This window comes from Pseudomonas sp. JZ134 (genome assembly GCF_051027695.1).
Taxonomy (GTDB): Bacteria; Pseudomonadota; Gammaproteobacteria; order Pseudomonadales; family Pseudomonadaceae; genus Chryseomonas; species Chryseomonas luteola.
Genome location: NZ_CP069250.1, coordinates 4,129,465 through 4,148,472, shown reverse-complemented (window position 1 = coordinate 4,148,472; position 19,008 = coordinate 4,129,465). Strand labels below are relative to the sequence as shown.

The 19,008-nt window shown below is 58.2% G+C and carries 18 protein-coding genes; 11 read left to right on the top strand and 7 right to left on the bottom strand.

Translation table 11 applies throughout. The annotated features are described in order from the left end of the window. The 3 genes from JQR86_RS19385 (at window position 1) to JQR86_RS19375 (ending at window position 2,629) form a co-directional block, all read left to right on the top strand. Window positions 1–888 carry a lysophospholipid acyltransferase gene (locus tag JQR86_RS19385; RefSeq protein ID WP_010796354.1) on the top strand — a complete coding sequence of 296 codons (888 nt, stop codon included), beginning with the start codon at window positions 1–3 and terminating at the stop codon, window positions 886–888. Window positions 889–1,008: 120 nt separating this feature from the next. Then, a complete protein-coding gene (locus JQR86_RS19380; RefSeq protein ID WP_010796355.1) occupies window positions 1,009–2,328 on the top strand; it encodes an Nramp family divalent metal transporter in 1,320 nt (439 codons plus the stop codon). A gap of 34 nt (window positions 2,329–2,362) precedes the next feature. After that, the gene (locus JQR86_RS19375) at window positions 2,363–2,629 is read left to right on the top strand and encodes a PilZ domain-containing protein (RefSeq protein ID WP_019366488.1); all 267 of its coding nucleotides are present in this window, start codon (window positions 2,363–2,365) and stop codon (window positions 2,627–2,629) included. Between the two features lie 13 nt (window positions 2,630–2,642). Here JQR86_RS19375 and JQR86_RS19370 read toward each other — a convergent pair whose 3' ends face one another. The 4 genes from JQR86_RS19370 to def all read right to left on the bottom strand — a co-directional run bounded on the left by JQR86_RS19370 (window position 2,643) and on the right by def (window position 5,854). Beyond that, window positions 2,643–2,957, bottom strand: coding sequence for a tetratricopeptide repeat protein (locus JQR86_RS19370; RefSeq protein WP_019366489.1), 315 nt, complete (start codon window positions 2,955–2,957; stop codon window positions 2,643–2,645). Between the two features lie 12 nt (window positions 2,958–2,969). Continuing rightward, on the bottom strand, window positions 2,970–4,277 hold the full coding sequence (gene rsmB / locus JQR86_RS19365; protein WP_434154109.1) for a 16S rRNA (cytosine(967)-C(5))-methyltransferase RsmB: 1,308 nt from the start codon (window positions 4,275–4,277) through the stop codon (window positions 2,970–2,972). Beyond that, window positions 4,274–5,218: a methionyl-tRNA formyltransferase gene (gene fmt, locus JQR86_RS19360; protein WP_150348372.1), complete on the bottom strand. Its 945-nt coding sequence runs from the start codon at window positions 5,216–5,218 to the stop codon at window positions 4,274–4,276. Before fmt ends, rsmB begins: the two co-directional genes overlap by 4 nt. 123 nt (window positions 5,219–5,341) lie before the next feature. Further along, window positions 5,342–5,854, bottom strand: a complete 513-nt coding sequence (gene def / locus JQR86_RS19355; protein WP_010796360.1) for a peptide deformylase — start codon at window positions 5,852–5,854, stop codon at window positions 5,342–5,344. Window positions 5,855–5,997: 143 nt separating this feature from the next. Between def and JQR86_RS19350 the strand changes: the two genes are divergently transcribed. From JQR86_RS19350 to JQR86_RS19340, 3 genes are read left to right on the top strand one after another with little or no spacing between them, the layout of a single operon-like run. Then, window positions 5,998–7,023, top strand: a complete 1,026-nt coding sequence (locus JQR86_RS19350) for a LysM peptidoglycan-binding domain-containing protein (RefSeq protein ID WP_010796361.1) — start codon at window positions 5,998–6,000, stop codon at window positions 7,021–7,023. Window positions 7,024–7,077: 54 nt separating this feature from the next. Further along, window positions 7,078–8,193 carry a DNA-processing protein DprA gene (dprA, locus tag JQR86_RS19345; protein ID WP_434154108.1) on the top strand — a complete coding sequence of 372 codons (1,116 nt, stop codon included), beginning with the start codon at window positions 7,078–7,080 and terminating at the stop codon, window positions 8,191–8,193. Window positions 8,194–8,244: 51 nt separating this feature from the next. Then, window positions 8,245–8,799, top strand: a complete 555-nt coding sequence (locus JQR86_RS19340; RefSeq protein WP_010796363.1) for an L-threonylcarbamoyladenylate synthase — start codon at window positions 8,245–8,247, stop codon at window positions 8,797–8,799. 29 nt (window positions 8,800–8,828) lie between these two features. On the opposite strand, the gene JQR86_RS19335 is transcribed toward JQR86_RS19340, so the two are convergent. Together JQR86_RS19335 and JQR86_RS19330 are read right to left on the bottom strand one after the other, a co-directional pair. After that, window positions 8,829–12,479, bottom strand: a complete 3,651-nt coding sequence (locus tag JQR86_RS19335; protein WP_434154106.1) for a PAS domain S-box protein — start codon at window positions 12,477–12,479, stop codon at window positions 8,829–8,831. A gap of 70 nt (window positions 12,480–12,549) precedes the next feature. Continuing rightward, on the bottom strand, window positions 12,550–13,536 hold the full coding sequence (locus JQR86_RS19330) for an NADPH:quinone reductase (protein ID WP_434154104.1): 987 nt from the start codon (window positions 13,534–13,536) through the stop codon (window positions 12,550–12,552). A 132-nt stretch (window positions 13,537–13,668) separates the two neighbouring features. Here JQR86_RS19330 and hemF point away from each other — a divergent pair, with 132 nt between their 5' ends. Together hemF and aroE are read left to right on the top strand one after the other, a co-directional pair. Then, complete coding sequence (gene hemF / locus JQR86_RS19325; RefSeq protein WP_112297975.1) at window positions 13,669–14,583, top strand: oxygen-dependent coproporphyrinogen oxidase; 915 nt, start codon at window positions 13,669–13,671, stop codon at window positions 14,581–14,583. A 35-nt stretch (window positions 14,584–14,618) separates the two neighbouring features. Continuing rightward, on the top strand, window positions 14,619–15,443 hold the full coding sequence (gene aroE / locus JQR86_RS19320; RefSeq protein ID WP_434154103.1) for a shikimate dehydrogenase: 825 nt from the start codon (window positions 14,619–14,621) through the stop codon (window positions 15,441–15,443). Window positions 15,444–15,792: 349 nt separating this feature from the next. On the opposite strand, the gene JQR86_RS19315 is transcribed toward aroE, so the two are convergent. Continuing rightward, complete coding sequence (locus JQR86_RS19315) at window positions 15,793–16,218, bottom strand: OsmC family protein (protein ID WP_010796368.1); 426 nt, start codon at window positions 16,216–16,218, stop codon at window positions 15,793–15,795. Between the two features lie 196 nt (window positions 16,219–16,414). Here JQR86_RS19315 and JQR86_RS19310 point away from each other — a divergent pair, with 196 nt between their 5' ends. From JQR86_RS19310 to JQR86_RS19300, 3 genes are all read left to right on the top strand, one after another. After that, a complete protein-coding gene (locus tag JQR86_RS19310) occupies window positions 16,415–17,395 on the top strand; it encodes an aldo/keto reductase (RefSeq protein WP_434154102.1) in 981 nt (326 codons plus the stop codon). Window positions 17,396–17,555: 160 nt separating this feature from the next. Next, window positions 17,556–17,990 carry a winged helix-turn-helix transcriptional regulator gene (locus JQR86_RS19305; protein WP_434154101.1) on the top strand — a complete coding sequence of 145 codons (435 nt, stop codon included), beginning with the start codon at window positions 17,556–17,558 and terminating at the stop codon, window positions 17,988–17,990. Beyond that, on the top strand, window positions 17,987–18,985 hold the full coding sequence (locus JQR86_RS19300; protein ID WP_019366499.1) for an LLM class flavin-dependent oxidoreductase: 999 nt from the start codon (window positions 17,987–17,989) through the stop codon (window positions 18,983–18,985). The genes JQR86_RS19305 and JQR86_RS19300 overlap by 4 nt, the downstream gene beginning before the upstream one ends. Window positions 18,986–19,008: the final 23 nt, after the last annotated feature.

Genomic DNA, 19,008 nt, shown 5'->3' with positions numbered 1-19,008 from the left:
TTGGAAAAGCTCAAAGGCGCGCTGATTGTCGGCTTCTTGCGTCTGTTGGCCCTATTGCCCTGGTCCATGGTACAGCGGCTGGGTTCCTTCATTGGCTGGTGCATGTGGAAACTGCCGACACGTGCTGGCAAGGTGACCCGGATCAATCTGGCCCATTGTTATCCAGAGCTTGAGGGCGAAGCGCTGGAGCAATTCTCCAAGGAGTGCCTGGCTGGTATCGGCAAGACCCTGACCGAAAGCGCCTGTGCCTGGATCTGGCCAGCAGAGCGCTCGCTCAAGCTGATTCGTGAAGTGGAAGGCATGGACGTGCTGCAGGAGGCATTGGCTTCAGGCGATGGCCTGGTGGGCATTACCAGCCATCTGGGTAACTGGGAGTTGCTCAACCACTTTTATTGCTCCCATGCCAAGCCGATCATTTTCTACCGTCCGCCCAAGCTGAAAGCAGTGGATGAGCTCCTGAAGAAACAGCGGGTTCAACTGGGCAACCGTGTGGCACCTTCTACCCCGGAAGGCATCATCAGTGTGATCAAGGAGGTGCGTCGGGGCGGCGCCGTGGGTATTCCGGCCGATCCCGAGCCTAGCCGAAGTGCGGGGCTGTTCGTGCCCTTCCTCGGCACTACGGCGCTGACCAGCAAATTTGTGCCGTCACTGTTGGCCAAGGGTAAGGCGCGGGGGGTGTTCTTCCATGCGGTGCGCCTGCCGGATGGCAGTGGCTACAAGGTGATTCTCGAGGCTGCCCCACCGGAAATGTATGACAAGGACCCGGAAGTGTCCGTGGCCGCCATGAGCAAGGCGCTGGAGCGTTACGTCAGTACCTACCCTACGCAATACATGTGGAGCATGAAGCGCTTCAAAAACCGCCCGGATGGCGAGCCTCGCTGGTACTGAGCGTATTCCATGCACTTGTGTGGTCAACCATTCATATCCAGCCAAGTGTGATGCCTGGTCTGTTCGGGTTCAGACCAGGCCTTGATACAGGCAAACCGTCTTACTGATCGAGAGCAGCAGGTGAAATTCTCAATTCCCAAAATTGCTACAGCACCCTTCTGTCCCTCCGAGGTCAGTGGGTCGGTGCCTGTCACGCCCGGTGCGCCCTTCTGGCGCAAGGCTTTCCAGTTTGCAGGTCCGGGCCTTCTGGTCTCGATCGGTTACATGGATCCTGGCAACTGGGCGACCGCCATCGAGGCAGGCTCCCGCTTTGGCTACAGCCTCTTGTTTGTGGTGTTGCTGGCCAGCCTGGCCGGCATGGTGGTTCAGTGCCTATGCGCGCGTCTGGGGCTTGCCACTGGCCGCGATCTGGCGCAGCTCTCTCGCGAGCGATACAGCCCGCGGACAGCCAAGACGCACTGGGCATTGGCACAGATATCCATCATCGCCACCGATCTGGCGGAGGTGCTGGGATGCGCGTTGGCATTTCACCTGCTGCTTGGGTGCTCGCTAACCACGGGGATCATCCTGACGGCCTTCGATACCTTGTTGATCCTGAGCTTGCAGCGTCGGGGGTTCCGTCAGTTGGAAGCCATCATGCTGGGGCTGGCCGCCACGATCGGTATCTGCTTCTTTATCGAGCTGATGCTGGTCAATCCATTCTGGCCCGACGTGGCGAAAGGCTTCGTACCGTCCTGGGAGGCGATCGCTCATCAGGAGCCCTTGTATCTGGCGATCGGCATCCTGGGCGCGACCGTCATGCCGCACAATCTTTACCTGCATTCTTCTGTGGTGCAGACACGTCTGGTGGCCAAGGATCAGGCCAGCCGGCTGGAGGCCATTCGGCTGGCGCGTTTCGATACCATCGGCTCGCTGGCGCTGGCCTTGCTGATCAATGCGGCGATCCTGATTCTGGCCGCTTCGGCATTCCATCGTACCGGCCATACGGATGTGGTCGAGATTCAGGATGCGTACCACCTGCTCGATCCGCTGGTTGGCGGTGCGCTCGCCAGCATTCTGTTTGGTGTGGCGCTGTTGGCTTCGGGACAAAGCTCGACCTTTACCGGGACGGTAGCCGGACAGGTCATCCTGGAAGGGTATCTGCAACTCAAGATTCCCTGCTGGCAGCAGCGATTGGCCACACGCGCCATGGCCCTGGTCCCGGCGCTGATTGGCGTGTGGTGGTTGGGTGAGGGTTCCGTGGGCAAGCTATTGGTGCTGAGTCAGGTTGTCCTGAGTCTGCAGCTTCCCTTTGCGCTCTACCCGCTCATTCGCATGACGAGCGATACGAAACTCATGGGCCCTTTTGCTAATCGCACCTATACCAAGCTGCTGGCCTGGTTTCTGTTCGGTATCATCAGTCTCGCCAACCTGTGGCTTCTGGTGCAGTGGTTATTCTGATGACAGACGGAAAAGCAGTAAGTAGGAGAGCCTGATGGGTATCAATCAGAGACGCCATCCCCGTGTAGCCATGAAGTGCCGGTTGCGCATTACGCACCCGGAGTTTGGCGAGCTGATCTGCCAGACGCGTGACCTTTCCGACGGTGGCGTCTATGTGCAGCACGAGACGCTGACGGAGTGGCCTGTAGGGACACGGGTGCAGGGACAGGTGCTGGACCTGCCCATCGAGGCACCTGTTGTCGACATGGAGTTGATGCGTGTGGATGCGCTCGGTGCAGGCTTTCGCTTTCTACGAGGGTAAGCCTGGCGTTGGCTTAGCCCTTCTTCTTGTCCAGGCGCTTCAGGAAAACCGTCATTTCCTTTTCCGACTGCTTATCGCCTTTGGTCTGCGCAGCAGTCAGGCCTGACTGCCAGGCCGCGCGGGCACCTTCACTGTCTCCCTGCTGTTCCAGGGCCTTGCCGAGCAGCTTCCAGGCGGCCGAATAAGTGGCATCCTGCTCTACGCAGCGTTGAAGGTGTATAGCGGCTTGCGCGGCATTTCCGGCATCCAGATAGCCCTTGCCCAGCCCGAAACGCAACATGGGGTTATCCATGCCTTTGGCTAGCATGTTTTCCAATGATTCGAGCATGGGCATTTCCTCTTATTTGGCGATCTTGATCAGCTTGGCGTAGTAGAACCCGTCGTGGCCATTTTCCTGAGGAAGTAGCTGCCGCCCGTGGGGCTGTTTGATTCCCCAGGGGGCTGGAATATCCAGCTCCCGAGCACCCGGTGTTCGGGCCAGAAACGCGCCGATGTTGTCGGTATTTTCGACCGGCATTACCGAGCATGTGGCGTACAGCAGAATGCCTCCCACCTCCAGCGTAGGCCAGAGTGCATCCAGGAGTTCGGCCTGCAGTTGGGCTAGGGCTGGGATGTCTTCGGGCTTGCGGGTGAGCTTGATGTCGGGATGACGACGGATAACTCCGGTGGCTGAACAGGGTGCATCCAGCAGGATGCGCTGAAACGGTTTGCCGTCCCACCAGCTGTCCACCGCACGGCCATCGGCAGCGATCAGGTTGGCAGAGAGATTGAGGCGGCTGAGGTTTTCACTCACACGCACCAGGCGCGACGCTTCTGCGTCGATCGCTACAACTTCAGTCAGCCGCTCTTCCCGCTCAAGGATATGGCACGTCTTGCCGCCCGGTGCGCAGCAGGCATCCAGGACACGTTGACCCGGGGCCAGCTCCAGCAGCAGGGCTGACAGCTGCGCAGCTTCATCCTGAACGCTGACGCGTCCCTCGGCAAAGCCCGGCAGGGTTTTAACGTCCTGAGCGACCGCCAAGCGAATACCGTCCTCGCTGTAGGTACAGGCTTCGGCCTCAACACCTGCGGCGACCAGTTCAGCCAGGTAGGCATCGCGCGTTCCCAGGCGATGGTTTACCCGCAGCATAAGCGGCGGATGCAAGTTGTTGGCGTGGCAGATCGCTTCCCACTGCTCCGGCCAGCGGGCCTTGAGTTCTTTCTGCAGCCAGCGCGGATGCGACAGCCGGGCCGCCGGGTCACGCTCGAGACCTGCCAGCAGCTCTTCGCCTTCGCGCTGGGCACGGCGCAGCACTGCATTGAGCAGGCTTTTTGCCCAAGGCTTTTTAAGCTTGTCCGCGCAGCCTACGGTTTCACCTAAAGCTGCATGGGCAGGCACGCGGGTGTAAAAAAGCTGATACAGACCAACCAGCAGCAGCGCTTCCACGTCGCGATCCGCTGCCTTGAATGGTTTTTGTAACAGCTTCTCGGCCAACAGAGCCAACCGGGGTTGCCAGCGAGCGGTGCCAAAAGCCAGCTCCTGCACCAGCGCCCGATCTCGTGGATCAACCTTGTCCTGTTGGGCTGGCAGGCTGCTACCCAGCGAGGCGCGGCCTGCCAGTACGGCAGCCAGTGCCCGAGCCGCAGCAAGACGGGGATTAAGACTCATAAGCCAAGTACCTGACCTGCGGCAAAGCGCTCACGGCGGGCATTGAACAAGTCAGCAAACGCGAGCGGTTTACCGCCAGGAAACTGAATACGCGTTAACAGCAATGCGCCTTCACCACAGGCAACCCGTAAGCCTTCACGGCTGGCCTCCAGAATCTCACCTGGCTGTCCGTTACCGTCTACTACTGTTGCTGCGTAGATTTTCACGCCCTCTCCCGCCAAGGTGCTGTGGCACAACGGCCATGGATTGAAGGCACGAATCAGCCGTTCCAGATCGACAGCAGGACGACTCCAGTCCAGCTTGGCTTCTTCCTTATTAAGCTTATGAGCGTAGGTTGCCAAGGCATCATCTTGCAGCTTGTCTGGCAACGTACCGGCTGCCAGCGCAGGAATGGCTTCGACAACCGCTTCTGCGCCGAGTAAGGCGAGACGATCATGTAAGCTGCCACCAGTGTCCTCGGCAGTAATCGGTGTGCTTACCTTGCTCAGCATGGGACCGGTATCCAGGCCCGCTTCCATCCGCATGACCGTGACGCCCGTTTCGGTATCGCCCGCTTCGATGGCACGTTGAATTGGCGCAGCCCCTCGCCAGCGAGGCAACAGCGAGGCATGGCTGTTAATGCAGCCCAGGCGCGGAATATCCAGGACAGCTTGAGGCAGAATCAACCCATAGGCTACGACGATCAGAAGATCAGGCTTAAGGGCTGCAAGCTCTGCCTGTGCATCAGCGTTGCGTAGCGTCTGAGGTTGATACACCGGAATATTGTGAGATTCCGCCAGCTGCTTGACGGGACTCATCGCCAGTTTCTGCCCTCGTCCGGCTGGACGATCAGGTTGTGTATACACGGCGGCTATCGAGTAGCCTACCCTTAACAAGGCATGCAGATGGCGGGCGGCAAATTCTGGTGTACCAGCAAAGACAATACGCAACGGTTGAGTCATGGGGCTCTCATGGATCAGTACAAGGCAGCAACTGCTCGCTACTATAAAGACGAGTCTTGCATAGGATAGAGGTCTTGGCACCAGAATGAAAAAGGCCTGCTGCTGCAGGCCTTTTCAGCGCAATCAGGCGTTCTGCTGGATACGGTGCTGCTTTTCCAGCTTTTTCTTGATGCGGTCACGCTTGAGCGAGGACAGATAGTCCACAAACAGCTTACCGTTGAGGTGGTCGACCTCATGCTGGATGCACACAGCCAGCAGACCTTCACAGATCATCTCGAACGGCTCGCCGTTACGATCAAGGGCATTCACCTTGACGCGCTCGGGCCGCTCTACTTTCTCGTAGAAGCCCGGCACGGACAGGCAGCCTTCCTGGTACTCGCCCAGATCCTGGGTCAGGGGTTCCAGTTTGGGGTTGATGAACACGAGCGGCTGACTCTTGTCTTCACTGATATCGATGACGATCAGCTGCTTGTGAACATTGACTTGGGTAGCGGCCAATCCTATGCCAGGTGCTTCGTACATGGTTTCGAACATGTCATCGATCACCTGACGAAGGGCATCGTCCACCTCCGCAACCGGCTTGGCGATAGTACGCAAGCGGGGATCAGGGAATTCTAGGATATTTAAAAGGGCCATGATGTGTGTGAAGCACGTGTGGAATAAATTCGAAAGGCACTGCTAAGATGCAGCAGCGTTGATTTAACAGCCCCGCCAGGGAGTGATTGGGGCATTCCCTCAGGGTTTTTTTGCATATTGCACATAGTAAAGGGATTCACCGGATGAGGAAATCGTTGTTCGCCCTGTTGCTGGTGGCGGCTAGCAGTTGGGTGCAGGCCGACGTACAGCTGCGCCAGGGGCATCCAGACAGTTACACGGTGGTGCGCGGCGATACCCTTTGGGATATTTCCGGCAAATTTTTGAGCAAGCCCTGGCAGTGGCCAGAAATATGGCATGCCAACCCACAGGTCGAAAACCCGCATTTGATCTATCCCGGCGATAGACTGAGTCTTGTCTACGTGGACGGGCAGCCTCGGCTGATGCTCAACCGTGGCGAGTCCCGTGGCACGATCAAACTGTCGCCTACCATCCGGTCGACACCGATTGCCGAAGCGATACCGACGATTCCGCTGGAGGCCATCAACAGCTTCCTGCTGTCGAACCGTGTGATCGATGATGCCAATCAATTCAGGAACGCCCCCTATATCGTGGCCGGCAATGCCGAGCGTGTTGTCAGTGGCGCCGGTGATCGAGTCTACGCACGTGGTCACTTCACTGAGGACCAGCCTGCCTACAGTATTTATCGGCAGGGAAAAGCGTATAAAGATCCCCAGACTGAAGAATTTCTGGGCATCAACGCCGATTATATCGGTAGCGGCGACAAGGTGACCTCTGAAGGCGACATGACCACGCTGGTGCTCAGCCGCTCCAATGAAGAGGTTCGCCTGGGCGATCGCCTGTTCCCCACCGAGCAGCGTGTCGTCAACTCGACCTTTATGCCCAGTGCACCCGACAGGGACATCAACGGAATCATTCTTGATGTTCCGCGTGGTGTTACCCAGATCGGCCAGTTCGATGTGGTCATCATCAACAAGGGTATGCGTGACGGGCTGGTCGAAGGCAACGTACTGGCTGTCTACAAGACCGGCGAAACCGTACGCGACCGGGTAACGGGTGATAACGTCAAGGTGCCCGACGAGCGCTCTGGTCTACTGATGATCTTTCGCACCTATGACAAGCTCAGCTATGGCCTGGTCCTGAATGCGACTCGTCAGCTCTCGGTTCTGGACAAGGTCCGTAATCCCTAAATAGTCACACTGGCGCAGCCTTTCAAGGGGTGCGCCACGATCAAGGATGATCGTATGTCGTTTTCTTCCCCGGCGGAGCTTGAAGCCCGCCTGCGTCTGCATAACCTCCCTGAAATTGGTCCGCGCCGCTTTCACCATCTGATTCATGCCTTTGGCAGTGCTTCGGCAGCGCTCAGTGCGCCGGCTTCCGCCTGGCAGGCATTGGGTATTCCGGGCGTCTGCGCAGACGCCCGCCGTACCGTTGAAACCCGTGAACGTGCAGCCCATGCTCTCGCCTGGCTGGAAAGTGAACATCACCACTTGGTGTGTTGGGATGATCCTCGCTATTCCGCATTACTGGCCGAAACCAAAGGGGCGCCACCTCTGCTCTATGTAGCGGGAGCCGTGGAACTGCTGGAGCGGCCCCAGCTCGCCCTGGTCGGCAGCCGCCAGGCGAGTGCCTATGGGCTTGATAACGCTCGCCGGTTTTCCAAGAGCCTTGCGGCGGCAGGTTTCTGCGTAACCAGCGGCCTTGCGCTCGGCGTCGATGGTGCAGCTCACGAAGGTGCGCTGGAAGCCAGCGGTGCTACGATTGCCGTATTGGGCACAGGGCTTGAGCGACTCTATCCTCGTCGCCATATCAGCTTGGCTCGTCGTATCGTCGAGCACGGTGGCGCGCTGGTGTCAGAGTTACCCTTGGATGCAGCACCCAACGCCGCCAACTTTCCGCGGCGTAACCGTATTATCAGCGGGTTATCACTCGGTGTACTGGTGGTCGAGGCGAGTCCTTCGAGTGGCTCCCTGATCACAGCGCGGCTGGCAGCAGAGCAAGGACGCGAAGTGTTTGCCATTCCCGGCTCGATTCATCATCCCGGCGCACGTGGCTGCCATCAGCTGGTCCGTGAGGGGGCGCAACTGGTCGAGAGTATCGAACATATTCTGGAATCGCTCAGAGGCTGGCAGGCACCGTTTGGACAGTCGTCCCTGCCCTTGATGGATGAACCGGAACCAGCAGATGTTCCACGTGAAACGCATCCTTTGCTGGACGTGCTGAGGGCTTCCCCCCAGAACAGCGAGACGCTTGCCCAGCTCAGCGGTTACGAGGTTTCTCATTTGCTGGCCGAGCTGACGGAGCTTGAGCTGGACGGCCGTGTGGCCCGTGAAAATGGACTTTGGGTCTATCGAGCGTGACGGGTCAGTCTCGGTTAAACTCGTGATCTTTTTATGGACAGGAGTGAACCGATGCTCAGCTGCTGGCGCGTTCAATATGCTGCTCACGTCATACGTCACGGCGGTGTAATCGCCTACCCGACCGAGGCAGTCTGGGGCCTGGGATGTGATCCCTGGGATGCGGCTGCGGTCTATCGGTTGCTGCGTATCAAGCAGCGCCCGCTGGAAAAGGGTTTGATTGTAGTGGCCGACAACATCAGGCAGTTCGATTTCCTGCTGCATGATCTGCCCAAGGAATGGAAGGACAAACTGTCGAGCACATGGCCGGGGCCCAATACCTGGCTGGTACCGCACCAGAACCGCTTGCCGGGCTGGGTGACGGGTGTGCATCAAACGGTAGCGTTGCGTGTGACTGACCACCCTCTGGTGCGTGAACTGTGTGCCTTGAGCGGCCCGATCATTTCTACCTCCGCCAACCCGGCGGGACGTCCGGCCGCCCGTTCACGGCTTAAGGTTGAGCAGTATTTTTCCGGAGAGCTGGACGCCGTGCTGGGCGGTGCGCTGGGTGGTCGCAGAAGCCCCAGCGTTATCCGCGATCTGGAAACAGGTCAGGTCTTTCGTCCCTGATAGTAGAGCTGACCTCTATGGCTAAATAGTCAGCTCTGGGGTTCGTCAACAAGCATATGACGGACCCGGTTGGCCAGCTCATCGATCAGGAAAGGCTTGCCGATTATGTCGGTACCTTCGGTCAGACTACCCTTGGGCTGGACGGCTTCGCCCGCATAGCCGGTCATGAAGAGAATCTTCAATGTCGGACGTGACGCTCGTGCCCGCTCGGCCAGTTGCGTACCGCTCATGCCGGGTAGCCCTACATCGGTAATCAGTAGATCCACCGGCGCGTCGGATTCCAGAATAGCCAGGGCCTCATGTGCATGGTGAGTATCCTGGGCCGCGTACCCCAACTCATTGAGTACTTCGACCACGAGCAGGCGAACGGCCGAGTCATCACCCACGACCAGAATGGATTCGCCGTTTCCTGGCGCTACGACTGCTTCGACTTCCTCTTGATCCAGAGACTCGGCTTGAAGTGCACGGGGGAAATACAGGGTAATCGTTGTGCCTTGCCCTACTTCGCTTTGCAAGGTGACATGGCCGCCGGACTGTTTGACGAAACCATAGATCATCGACAGACCCAGGCCTGTGCCCTGCCCGATGGGCTTGGTGGTAAAGAACGGGTCGAAGGCCTTGGCTACGACCTCCGGACTCATACCGGTACCGCTGTCCCGTACTGTTAGCGTGACGTAGTGACCTGGATTCAGATCTTCCAGCGGATGGGTTGCCTCATTGAAAAAATGACCTGTCTTGAGTACCAGGGTACCCCCGTCAGGCATTGCGTCGCGCGCGTTGATGACCAGGTTCAACAGGGCGTTTTCCAGCTGGTTGGTATCCGATAGGGCATGCCAGAGATGGGGATGCAGTTGGGTGATGATTTCGATGTGCTCGCCGAGGGTTCGCCGGACCAGATCTTCCAGTGAAGTGACGAGGGCATTCAGATCGATGGGTTGAGGATCGAGTGTCTGACGACGAGCAAAGGCCAGCAGGCGCTGCGTCAATGTGGCAGCACGATGAGCCGAGACACTGGCGGCCTCCATGTAGCGCTCCAGCCCTTGAAGCTGCTGGCTGCCAATTCGGCGCTTCATGATTTCAAGCGAACCAATGATGCCGGTCAGCAGGTTATTAAAGTCATGGGCAATACCGCCGGTGAGTTGCCCGACTGCTTCCATCTTCTGCGACTGGCGTAGGGCTTCCTCGGTCTGCTTGAGCATGACCGCCGCCTCCACTTCAGCCGTGACATCCCGCGCAAAGACATAAACCTGTCCATCCTTGTCGGCCGTGGCCTTCCAATCGATCCAATGCCATTCGCCTGAGCGGGCTCGGTAGCGGCTGCGAAGGCCATTGATCGTCTCGCCGATCGGGAGCTGTCTAAAATGCTGTGTGGGCGATGGATCGTCGGGATACTCGAGACGGGAAGGCTCAAATGCCAGCAGCTCCGATTGGGACCAGCCCAGCTGGCGCGTCCAGGCCGGGTTCAGGCTTTGCCAGCGCTCACGCGCGAACACACCCAAGAGATCGTCAGACAGTGCCCAGGTGCGGTCGCGCTCGGCGGTTCGTTCGGCAACCCGTTGCTCCAGGGTTTCGTTCAGCTGGCGCAAACGCTGCTCGACCTGGCGAATCTCGGTGATGTCTGTGTGTACGCCTACCCATTCGACAATAACGCCCTCTTCGATGACCGGAATTGCCCGGACCGAAAAGATCCGCCACTTGCCGTTCTGGCAACGCACGCGCTGTTCGTCGTGAAAGGTCTTGCGTCCACGTAGAGCAGCACGCCACCGCTTGAGCGAGCGAGGCGCATCTTCGGGATGCAGCGCGCGGGTCCAGCCCGTGCCCTGATATTCCTCATACGTCTGGCCCGTCAGAGCACTCCAGGCTGGCTGTTCTCCAATCATGCGGCCCTTGGCGTTGTTGGTCCACAGCACCCCCTGAACCGCATCGACCGCGGCGCGGAACCGCTGGTTGGACAGGTGCAGCGACGCTTCGGCCTGCTTGCGCTGGGTAATGTCCACAACCACGGCACTGACATACTGAGGCATGCCCTCCGCATCGTGGGCCAGCGAGACATGCAGGCTGGTCCAGACATGGGAGCCATCCGGCCGCATATAGCGCTTGTCGACCAGATAGGACTCCCCCGTCTTGAACATCTGTTGGGTCAGCACCTTGCTGGTCTGGCGATCTGACGGATGCGTCAGTGCATCGACATTGCTGCCGATCAACTCTTCTTCGGAGCGCCCGAGAATATCGCAATAGCGTGCATTGACGAGCACGATCGTGCCATTGAGGTCCGTCTGGCAGATACCGACCGCAGCCTGGTTGATCAACGTGAACAGGCGGTTGGTACGGTCCTGCAGGGTGGCTTCAGCCTGAAGCCGATCTTCGATATCGATGGAAACAGTCACCGAGGCGATGACCTCGCCTTCGGAATTACGCACGGGCGCGCTGGAAACTTCAAATGTGCGAACGGTCCCGTCCGCGCGCCGATAGATCATGGGCTCCGGTGGGATGGGATTTCCAGAGGAAAGCGCTCGTACCGTCGGGTAGTCCTCAATGGCGTAGGGTCGGCCATCAGAATGAACCGCTCCCAGATGCTTGTAGCGATGCAGACTCTCCCCGCCCGGTGTAATGCCAAGTTGGTTCTGAATCTGCTTGTTCAGCATCAATGAGCGCCCGGTGCCCGCTTCGGAGATAGAAATACCCAGAGGGGCCTGCTCCAGGACGCTGGTCAGCAAGCCACTTTCGAGCTGTAGCCGGGCTTGGCTTTGGTGAAGTTGATCCTGTGCCCTGGCCTTTTCGATGGCGACCGACGCGAACTGCGCCAACTGCACCACAATGGCTTCGTCCGCCTCATCGAACTCACCCGTGAACTTATCCGAAAGCTGGATCAGGCCCAGATTGGTGCCCTGATGGCTGATCAACGGGACCGCCAGCCAACCGCGCATGGGTGGATGTTCATTGACATAGGTGCCAAAGTTCTTCCAGCGCGTATGCGCTTCCAACTCGGCCTGGGTCATGCGCACGGGCTGATTGGTCTCGCAGACCATGGCATAGATGCCGCCGCCACTGGGCAGGGCGTCGAGATGGCGCCACTTTGCGTATTTCTCGGAAAGCGACACGCTGGTGATGGATTGGCTCCAGTCTTCACCCTGGGTCATGCTGACTACGGATTGGTGAGCCCCTACGATCAGGCGGGCCTGCTCGGTAATGGCGTCCACGGTGGTTTTCATGTCGGGTGCCGAGGTAATCGCTCGCGTTGCTTCGGCCAATGCCTTGAGCTGGGTCACGCGGCGGCTGAGCGTGTCAGTCAGATGATCGCGGTCGCGCTCGGTATGCAGGGATTGGGTTCGATCCCGCAGGGTCAGCAGAAAGCCGAGATGAAGGTCGTCTTTCATGAGCGGTACGGTTCGCGCACTTCCCCAGAACTGCGTGCCGTCGCGGCGTACATACCAGCGCTGGCTGTTCACATGACCTTTCGCTCGGGCCGTTTGCCGTTCCTGATGAAGAATGGGACCGATGAGGTCTTCGGCGTTGAGCAGGAACTCGACGGTCTTCCCGACCGCCTCGGCCTCGCTCCAGCCGAACAGCGTCTGGGCACCGGCATTCCAGCTGGTCAGTCGCCCGTCCAGGTCCGTGGTAATGATGGCGTAATCCGTAGCGCTGTCGAGGATCGCAGCGAGAAGGGCTTGATGAGGCATACGATCGACACAGGCTCCAAATCAGCGGTACTACGGAGGAGGCAAGCTAGGCTTGCCTCCTTTCCTGCAATTATGACCGTTCCAGGATCAGAACGGTTGACCCCGTTGTTTCACGGCCTGCCAGGGCACGTTGCGCCTGGGCGGCTTCGGATAACGGGTAGCGTTGGTTGATCTCGATCTTGAGCGTACCGTTGGCGACCAGGCCAAATAGTTCGTCTGCCATGGATTGCAGCCGTTCTGGCGTATCGGCATAGCCTGCCAGGGACGGACGTGTGACAAACAGCGAGCCTTTCTGGTTCAAGATCGCCAGGTTGACCCCTGTCACAGCGCCAGACGAATTTCCAAAACTGACCATCAGGCCACGCGGTGAGATGCAGTCCAGCGACGCCTCCCAGGTATCCTTGCCGACACTGTCATAAACGACCGGACACTTCCTGCCATTGGTCAGCTCAAGGACTCGCTTGGCGATATCCTCTTCCTTGTAATTGATTGTCTCCCAGGCGCCCAGGCGACGGGCATGTTCGGCCTTGGCCGCAGAGCCCACAGTGCCGATCACGCGCACGCCCAGCGATTTTGCCCACTGACAGGCCAGGGAGCCGACGCCGCCCGCAGCGGCATGAAACAGGATGGTTTCGCCCGCTTCGACACGATAGGTCTGGCGCAGCAGGTACTGGACGGTCAGCCCCTTGAGCATGACCGCTGCCGCCTGCTCAAAGCTGACGCTTGCAGGCAGGTGAACCAGATTACGCTCCGGCAGGGAATGGACCTCGGCATAGGCGCCCAGCGGGCCGGTGGCATAGGCAACCCGATCTCCAACCTTGAACCGCGTTACGCCACTGCCGATGGATTCGACAATCCCTGCGCCTTCACTGCCCAGCCCGGATGGCAAAGTACCAAGGGGATACAGGCCGCCCCGGTAGTAGGTATCGATAAAGTTGAGCCCGATGGCCTCATTGCGGACACGTACCTCGTTCGACCCTGGTTCGGCAGGTGTGAAATCGACATATTCGAGCACTTCCGGGCCGCCGGTGCGGCTGAACTGGATACGTTTTGCCATGGGGATTTCCTTGTAAGAATAGTGGCTGAACCTTAATCCAATCCCTTGCAGAGGCCTGCGTCAACCGGCAAAGCACCCTCCGGTGGTATGATTCAGGACTTTCTTTACCCTGCCCTACTCCAGGTGATGACCGTGAAAGACCGAATCGAAGCCGTAAAGGCATACCTGCTCGATCTACAGGATCGCATCTGCCAGTCCTTGGAAGCGGAGGATGGTCATGCCCGGTTCATGGAGGAGGCATGGACACGCCCTACCGGCGGCGGTGGTCGTACGCGTGTGATTGGTGAAGGTGCCGTCATCGAAAAAGGCGGTGTGAACTTTTCTCATGTCCACGGCGACAGCATGCCGCCTTCGGCCAGCGCCCATCGTCCTGAGCTGGCAGGCCGTAGTTTCGAGGCCATGGGCGTCTCGCTGGTGATCCACCCTGAAAACCCGAATGTACCCACCTCCCACGCCAATGTGCGTTTCTTCATCGCTGAAAAAGACGGTGAAGAACCGGTCTGGTGGTTTGGTGGCGGTTTGGATCTGACGCCTTATTATGGTAACGAGGAAGACTGTATCCACTGGCACCGGGTGGCACGGGATGCCTGTGCACCATTCGGTGAAGACGTCTACCCGCGTTACAAAGCCTGGTGTGATCGTTACTTCCAGATCAAGCATCGAAACGAGCCGCGTGGAATCGGTGGCCTGTTCTTCGATGATCTGAACGAGTGGGACTTCGAGACCAGCTTTGCCTTTCTGCGGGCTATTGGCGATGCCTACCTGAACGCCTACCTGCCGATTGTACAGCGTCGTCGGAACGAGCCTTTTACCGAAGCACAGCGCGAGTTCCAGGCCTATCGTCGCGGCCGCTACGTGGAGTTCAACCTGGTCTATGACCGCGGCACCCTGTTCGGTCTGCAATCGGGCGGCCGTACCGAGTCGATCCTGATGTCCCTGCCACCCATCGTGCGTTGGGGATATGACTGGAAGCCGGCGCCCGGTAGCGAAGAGGCTCGTTTGACCGAGTACTTCCTGACCGACCGTGACTGGTTGGCTGATACCTGATACCGACCCATTGATCTTTGCTTCAAGGACATTCCATGGACCGTTATGCCGTCATTGGCAACCCTGTCGCCCATAGCAAGTCGCCTGCCATTCATAGCCGCTTTGCCGAGCAGACAGGACAGGCCATGCGCTACGACACCTGGCTTGCGCCGCTTGGCGAGTTCGAGCGCAGCGCGCGTGAGTTTTTTGCCAATGCAGCAGGCGCTAATGTGACGGTCCCGTTCAAAGAGGATGCCTTTCGATTTGCCGATGAGCTGACCGAGCGTGCCCGACGTGCCGGTGCGGTCAATACGCTAAAGAAGCGGGAAGACGGGACCTTTCTGGGCGACAACACTGACGGTGCCGGACTGGTTCGTGATCTGACGGTCAATGCAGGCCTGTCCCTGACTGGCAAGCGTATCCTCATCCTGGGCGCTGGTGGCGCCGTACGTGGCGTGTTGGAGCCCATTCTGGCGGAGCGGCCTGCGGCCCTGGTCATTGCCAATCGGACCGAGAGCAAGGCCATACAGCTGGCGCGTGAATTTTCAGCGCTGGGAATGATCGAGGCGGCAGCGTTCAGCCTTGAAGCGGAGCCGTTTGACCTGATCATCAATGGCACTGCTGCCAGCCTCTCCGGCGATGTTCCCCCTATCACCCCTGCCCTGGTCCGCGTTGGTGTAACTGTTACCTACGACATGATGTACAGCAAGGAGCCAACGCCCTTCTGTTGTTGGTCAACCACACACGGCGCAGTACAAGCCCTGGATGGTCTGGGTATGCTGGTTGAGCAGGCTGCCGAAGCATTTTACCTCTGGCGCGGCATACGGCCGGAGAGCAGCCCGGTATTGCATGAACTCAGACAGCAGCTGGCGGCGTCCTGATTAGAGCATTGCGTCCTCTGGATAGCTTTATTAGGAGACCTGCTACTGACGCATGTGGATAAGTAATGCCTGTACAAAAAGATTCGAATATTGTCCACGCTGAAAATGGATATTGCAGTAGGCCTGTTTTGACTAACAGAATTTATGGCTTGAAGGCAAAAGACAGGCGTATTAAGACGAAGTAGCAATGGAGTTTGCTATAGCGCATGTGGATAAGATTCAGCTCCTGTGCATAATTAGGGAGATATCCACAGGCTTCATGTTGTCTTTATCTACGCTTGAAGAAGGACGCTGGAAGGTATTTGCGGCAAACAGTGCCCGGCAGCGTAGCCAGGCACTGAGTTGAATATCAGTTCAGCAAGGTGGCATCCAGGCTGATCTTGGCGTTCAGTACCTTGGAGACTGGGCAGCCTTCCTTCGCCTTGTTGGCGATGGCCTGGAATTGGTCGTTGTCGATGCCTGGGATCTTGGCCGACATGGTCAAATCAATCGTCGTGATTTCGAAGCCTTCGCCTACCTTATCGAGCGTAACCACTGCCTTGGTTTCGATACGCTCGGCTGTGAAGTTCTCCATCCCCAGCATCATGGAAAAGGCCATGGAGAAGCAGCCCGCATGCGCTGCGCCAATCAGCTCCTCGGGGTTAGTGCCGGGCTGGTCTTCGAAGCGAGTGTTGAAACCGTAGGGATTTTCCTTCAGCGCGCCGCTGCCTGTGGAAATCGTACCTTTACCGTCCTTCAAACCACCTTGCCATACAGCAGATGCTGTCTTTTTCATGGTTCCTCTCCTGTGGATGACTCGAGTTATATGTGAAATCGGATGCTGGGCAAAGTTCGTTGGAGGGTGCGGCGAAACGTAAGGCGTACAGGTGGTGTTCATCAGGGTAAGGTAAAAAGGCCGGAGCAAATGGCCAGGGTTGTGGTCAGCCTATGACCTGCCTTTTCTCCGGTCCGATTTATTTCAAGGAGTCGTCATGGACTATAAGAACCTCGGGTCTACGGGCCTGAAAATTTCTCCGCTGTGCCTGGGCTGTATGACCTACGGTGTGCCTGAACGTGGTAATCATCCATGGACGATGGGCGAAGAAGAGAGTCGCCCGCTACTCAAGAAAGCCCTCGACATGGGCATTAACTTCTTTGATACCGCCAACGCCTATTCCGATGGTACCAGTGAGGAAATCGTCGGTCGGGCGCTGAAGGATTTTGCCCAGCGTGACGAGATTGTGCTGGCCACCAAGGTCTATTTTCCGATGCGCAACAAGCCCAACGTGGGCGGCCTGTCACGTAAGGCGATCTTTGCCAGTATCAATGCCAGCCTCAAGCGCTTGGGCACTGACTACGTGGACCTGTACCAGATCCACCGCTGGGATTATGAAACGCCTATCGAAGAAACCATGGATGCGCTGCACGATGTGGTGAAGGCGGGTAAAGCGCTGCATATCGGTGCGTCCAGCATGTACGCCTGGCAATTTGCCAAGGCTCTGCACGTGGCAGATCAAAATGGTTGGACCCGTTTCGTCACCATGCAGAATTATGTGAACCTGCTGTATCGCGAAGAAGAGCGCGAAATGCTGCCGCTCTGCCGTGACGAAGGCATAGGGGTCATTCCCTGGAGCCCCATGGCACGTGGAAGGCTGACCCGAGATTGGGATACCAGCAGCGCACGCGTTGAGAGTGACGAGTTTGGCAAGAGCCTGTATGCCAATACGGCCGATGCCGACCGCCGTGTGGTTGAGCGTGTGGCCGAAATTGCCAACGAGCGTGGCGTACCGCGCGCGCAGGTGGCACTGGCCTGGGTTGTGCAAAAACCGGGCATCAGTGCACCTATCATTGGTGCGTCCAAACCGCAGCACCTCGAAGACGCTGTGGCCGCCCTCTCGCTCAACCTGACCGCCGAAGAGATCGCCCGCCTTGAGGAACCTTACGTCCCTCATGGTGTGGTCGGTTTTGCCTGATCACGGTTTTTCCGGTACGACACCTGTCGTACCGGACCTACCGCGTCATTACCTCACCCTATCGGTTTCATAGTCACTAAAAAGAGCCAGGTTACTTTTAATAACTGCCTTAAAGGCGTAGAGTGAGTTTCTTGATGTAATCACGCTCAGCGAGGTTGCCATGGACGATTCTAACAAGTCCGCTACCGGGCGCCGCCGACTGAAAAACCACGACTGCCCTATCCGTGATGTGCTGGACCGTGTAGGCGATGCCTGGTCGGCACTGGCTGTTTTCAAGCTGGACAGCGGACCACTGCGTTTCAATGAACTCAAGCGTCAGATCGATGGCATTTCCCAACGAATGCTGACCGTCACGTTGCGCAACCTGGAGCGCGATGGATTGATTACCCGAACGGTCATTCCCTCAACGCCGCCCCAGGTGGAATACGCCCTGACCGGGATCGGGCAAAGCCTGGTCATTCCCATCAGAGCCTTGGCCGATTGGGCCGCTCAATCGCAGCCGATCATTCAGCAGGCGCGCGATACCTACGATCTGGCCGTGCGGCAGCGGCAAATTGAAGAGCCTGCCGCGGCTAACGAGGAGACTTCTGCATGACTCAACTCAAAGACACTGCCATTTCCGTTCTGGACTTGGCGCCGGTACGGGACGATGGCAACGCCGCCCAGGCTCTGCACAACTCACTCGACCTTGCTCGCCATGCGGAGCGGCTGGGCTATAACCGATTCTGGGTCGCTGAGCATCACAACATGGACGGTATCGCCAGCTCGGCCACGGCCGTTCTGCTCGGATACCTGGCGGGTGGTACATCCACGATCCGCATCGGCTCCGGTGGCATCATGCTGCCTAACCATGCCCCTCTTGTTGTGGCCGAGCAGTTCGGCACGCTGGATGCCCTGTATCCGGGCCGTATCGATCTGGGGCTTGGCCGTGCGCCCGGGTCCGATCAGATGACCGCCCATGCGCTGCGTCGCGATCGTTTGGGAAGTGCCGATGACTTCCCTTCCGACGTAGAGGAGCTGCAGTACTTCCTGGGTCCACGACAGGAAGAACAGCGGGTAATCGCCGTGCCGGGTGTCGATAGCAACATACCGATCTGGCTGTTGGGATCGAGCCTGTTCAGTGCTCAGCTAGCGGCTGCCAAAGGTTTACCGTATGCCTTTGCATCCCATTTTGCGCCACGCTATATGCATGAAGCGATTCGTCTGTACCGTGAAAACTTCCGCCCTTCCGAGGTGCTGGACAAGCCCTATGTCATGCTGGGTGTTCCGCTGGTTGCAGCAGACAGCGACGAGGAAGCCAATTACCTGGCCAGCACGGTTTATCAGCGCGTCCTGGCATTGATGCGTGGCCAAAGCCTGGTGCTTCGCCCGCCGGTTCGAAACATGAGTCCTGAATGGTTGCCCCATGAAAAAGACGCTGTGCTGAACATGCTGGGCATGGCGATCATTGGAGGACCAGACAAGGTACGCGAGCGGGTCGATTTGCTGCTTGAGAAGACCGACGCCGATGAATTGATTTTCACCTGCGATGTGTATGAACATGCTGATCGACTCAGGTCGTATCAGATTCTGGCCGAACTTAAAGGCTGATATAAAAAGGGCGCTACGGCGCC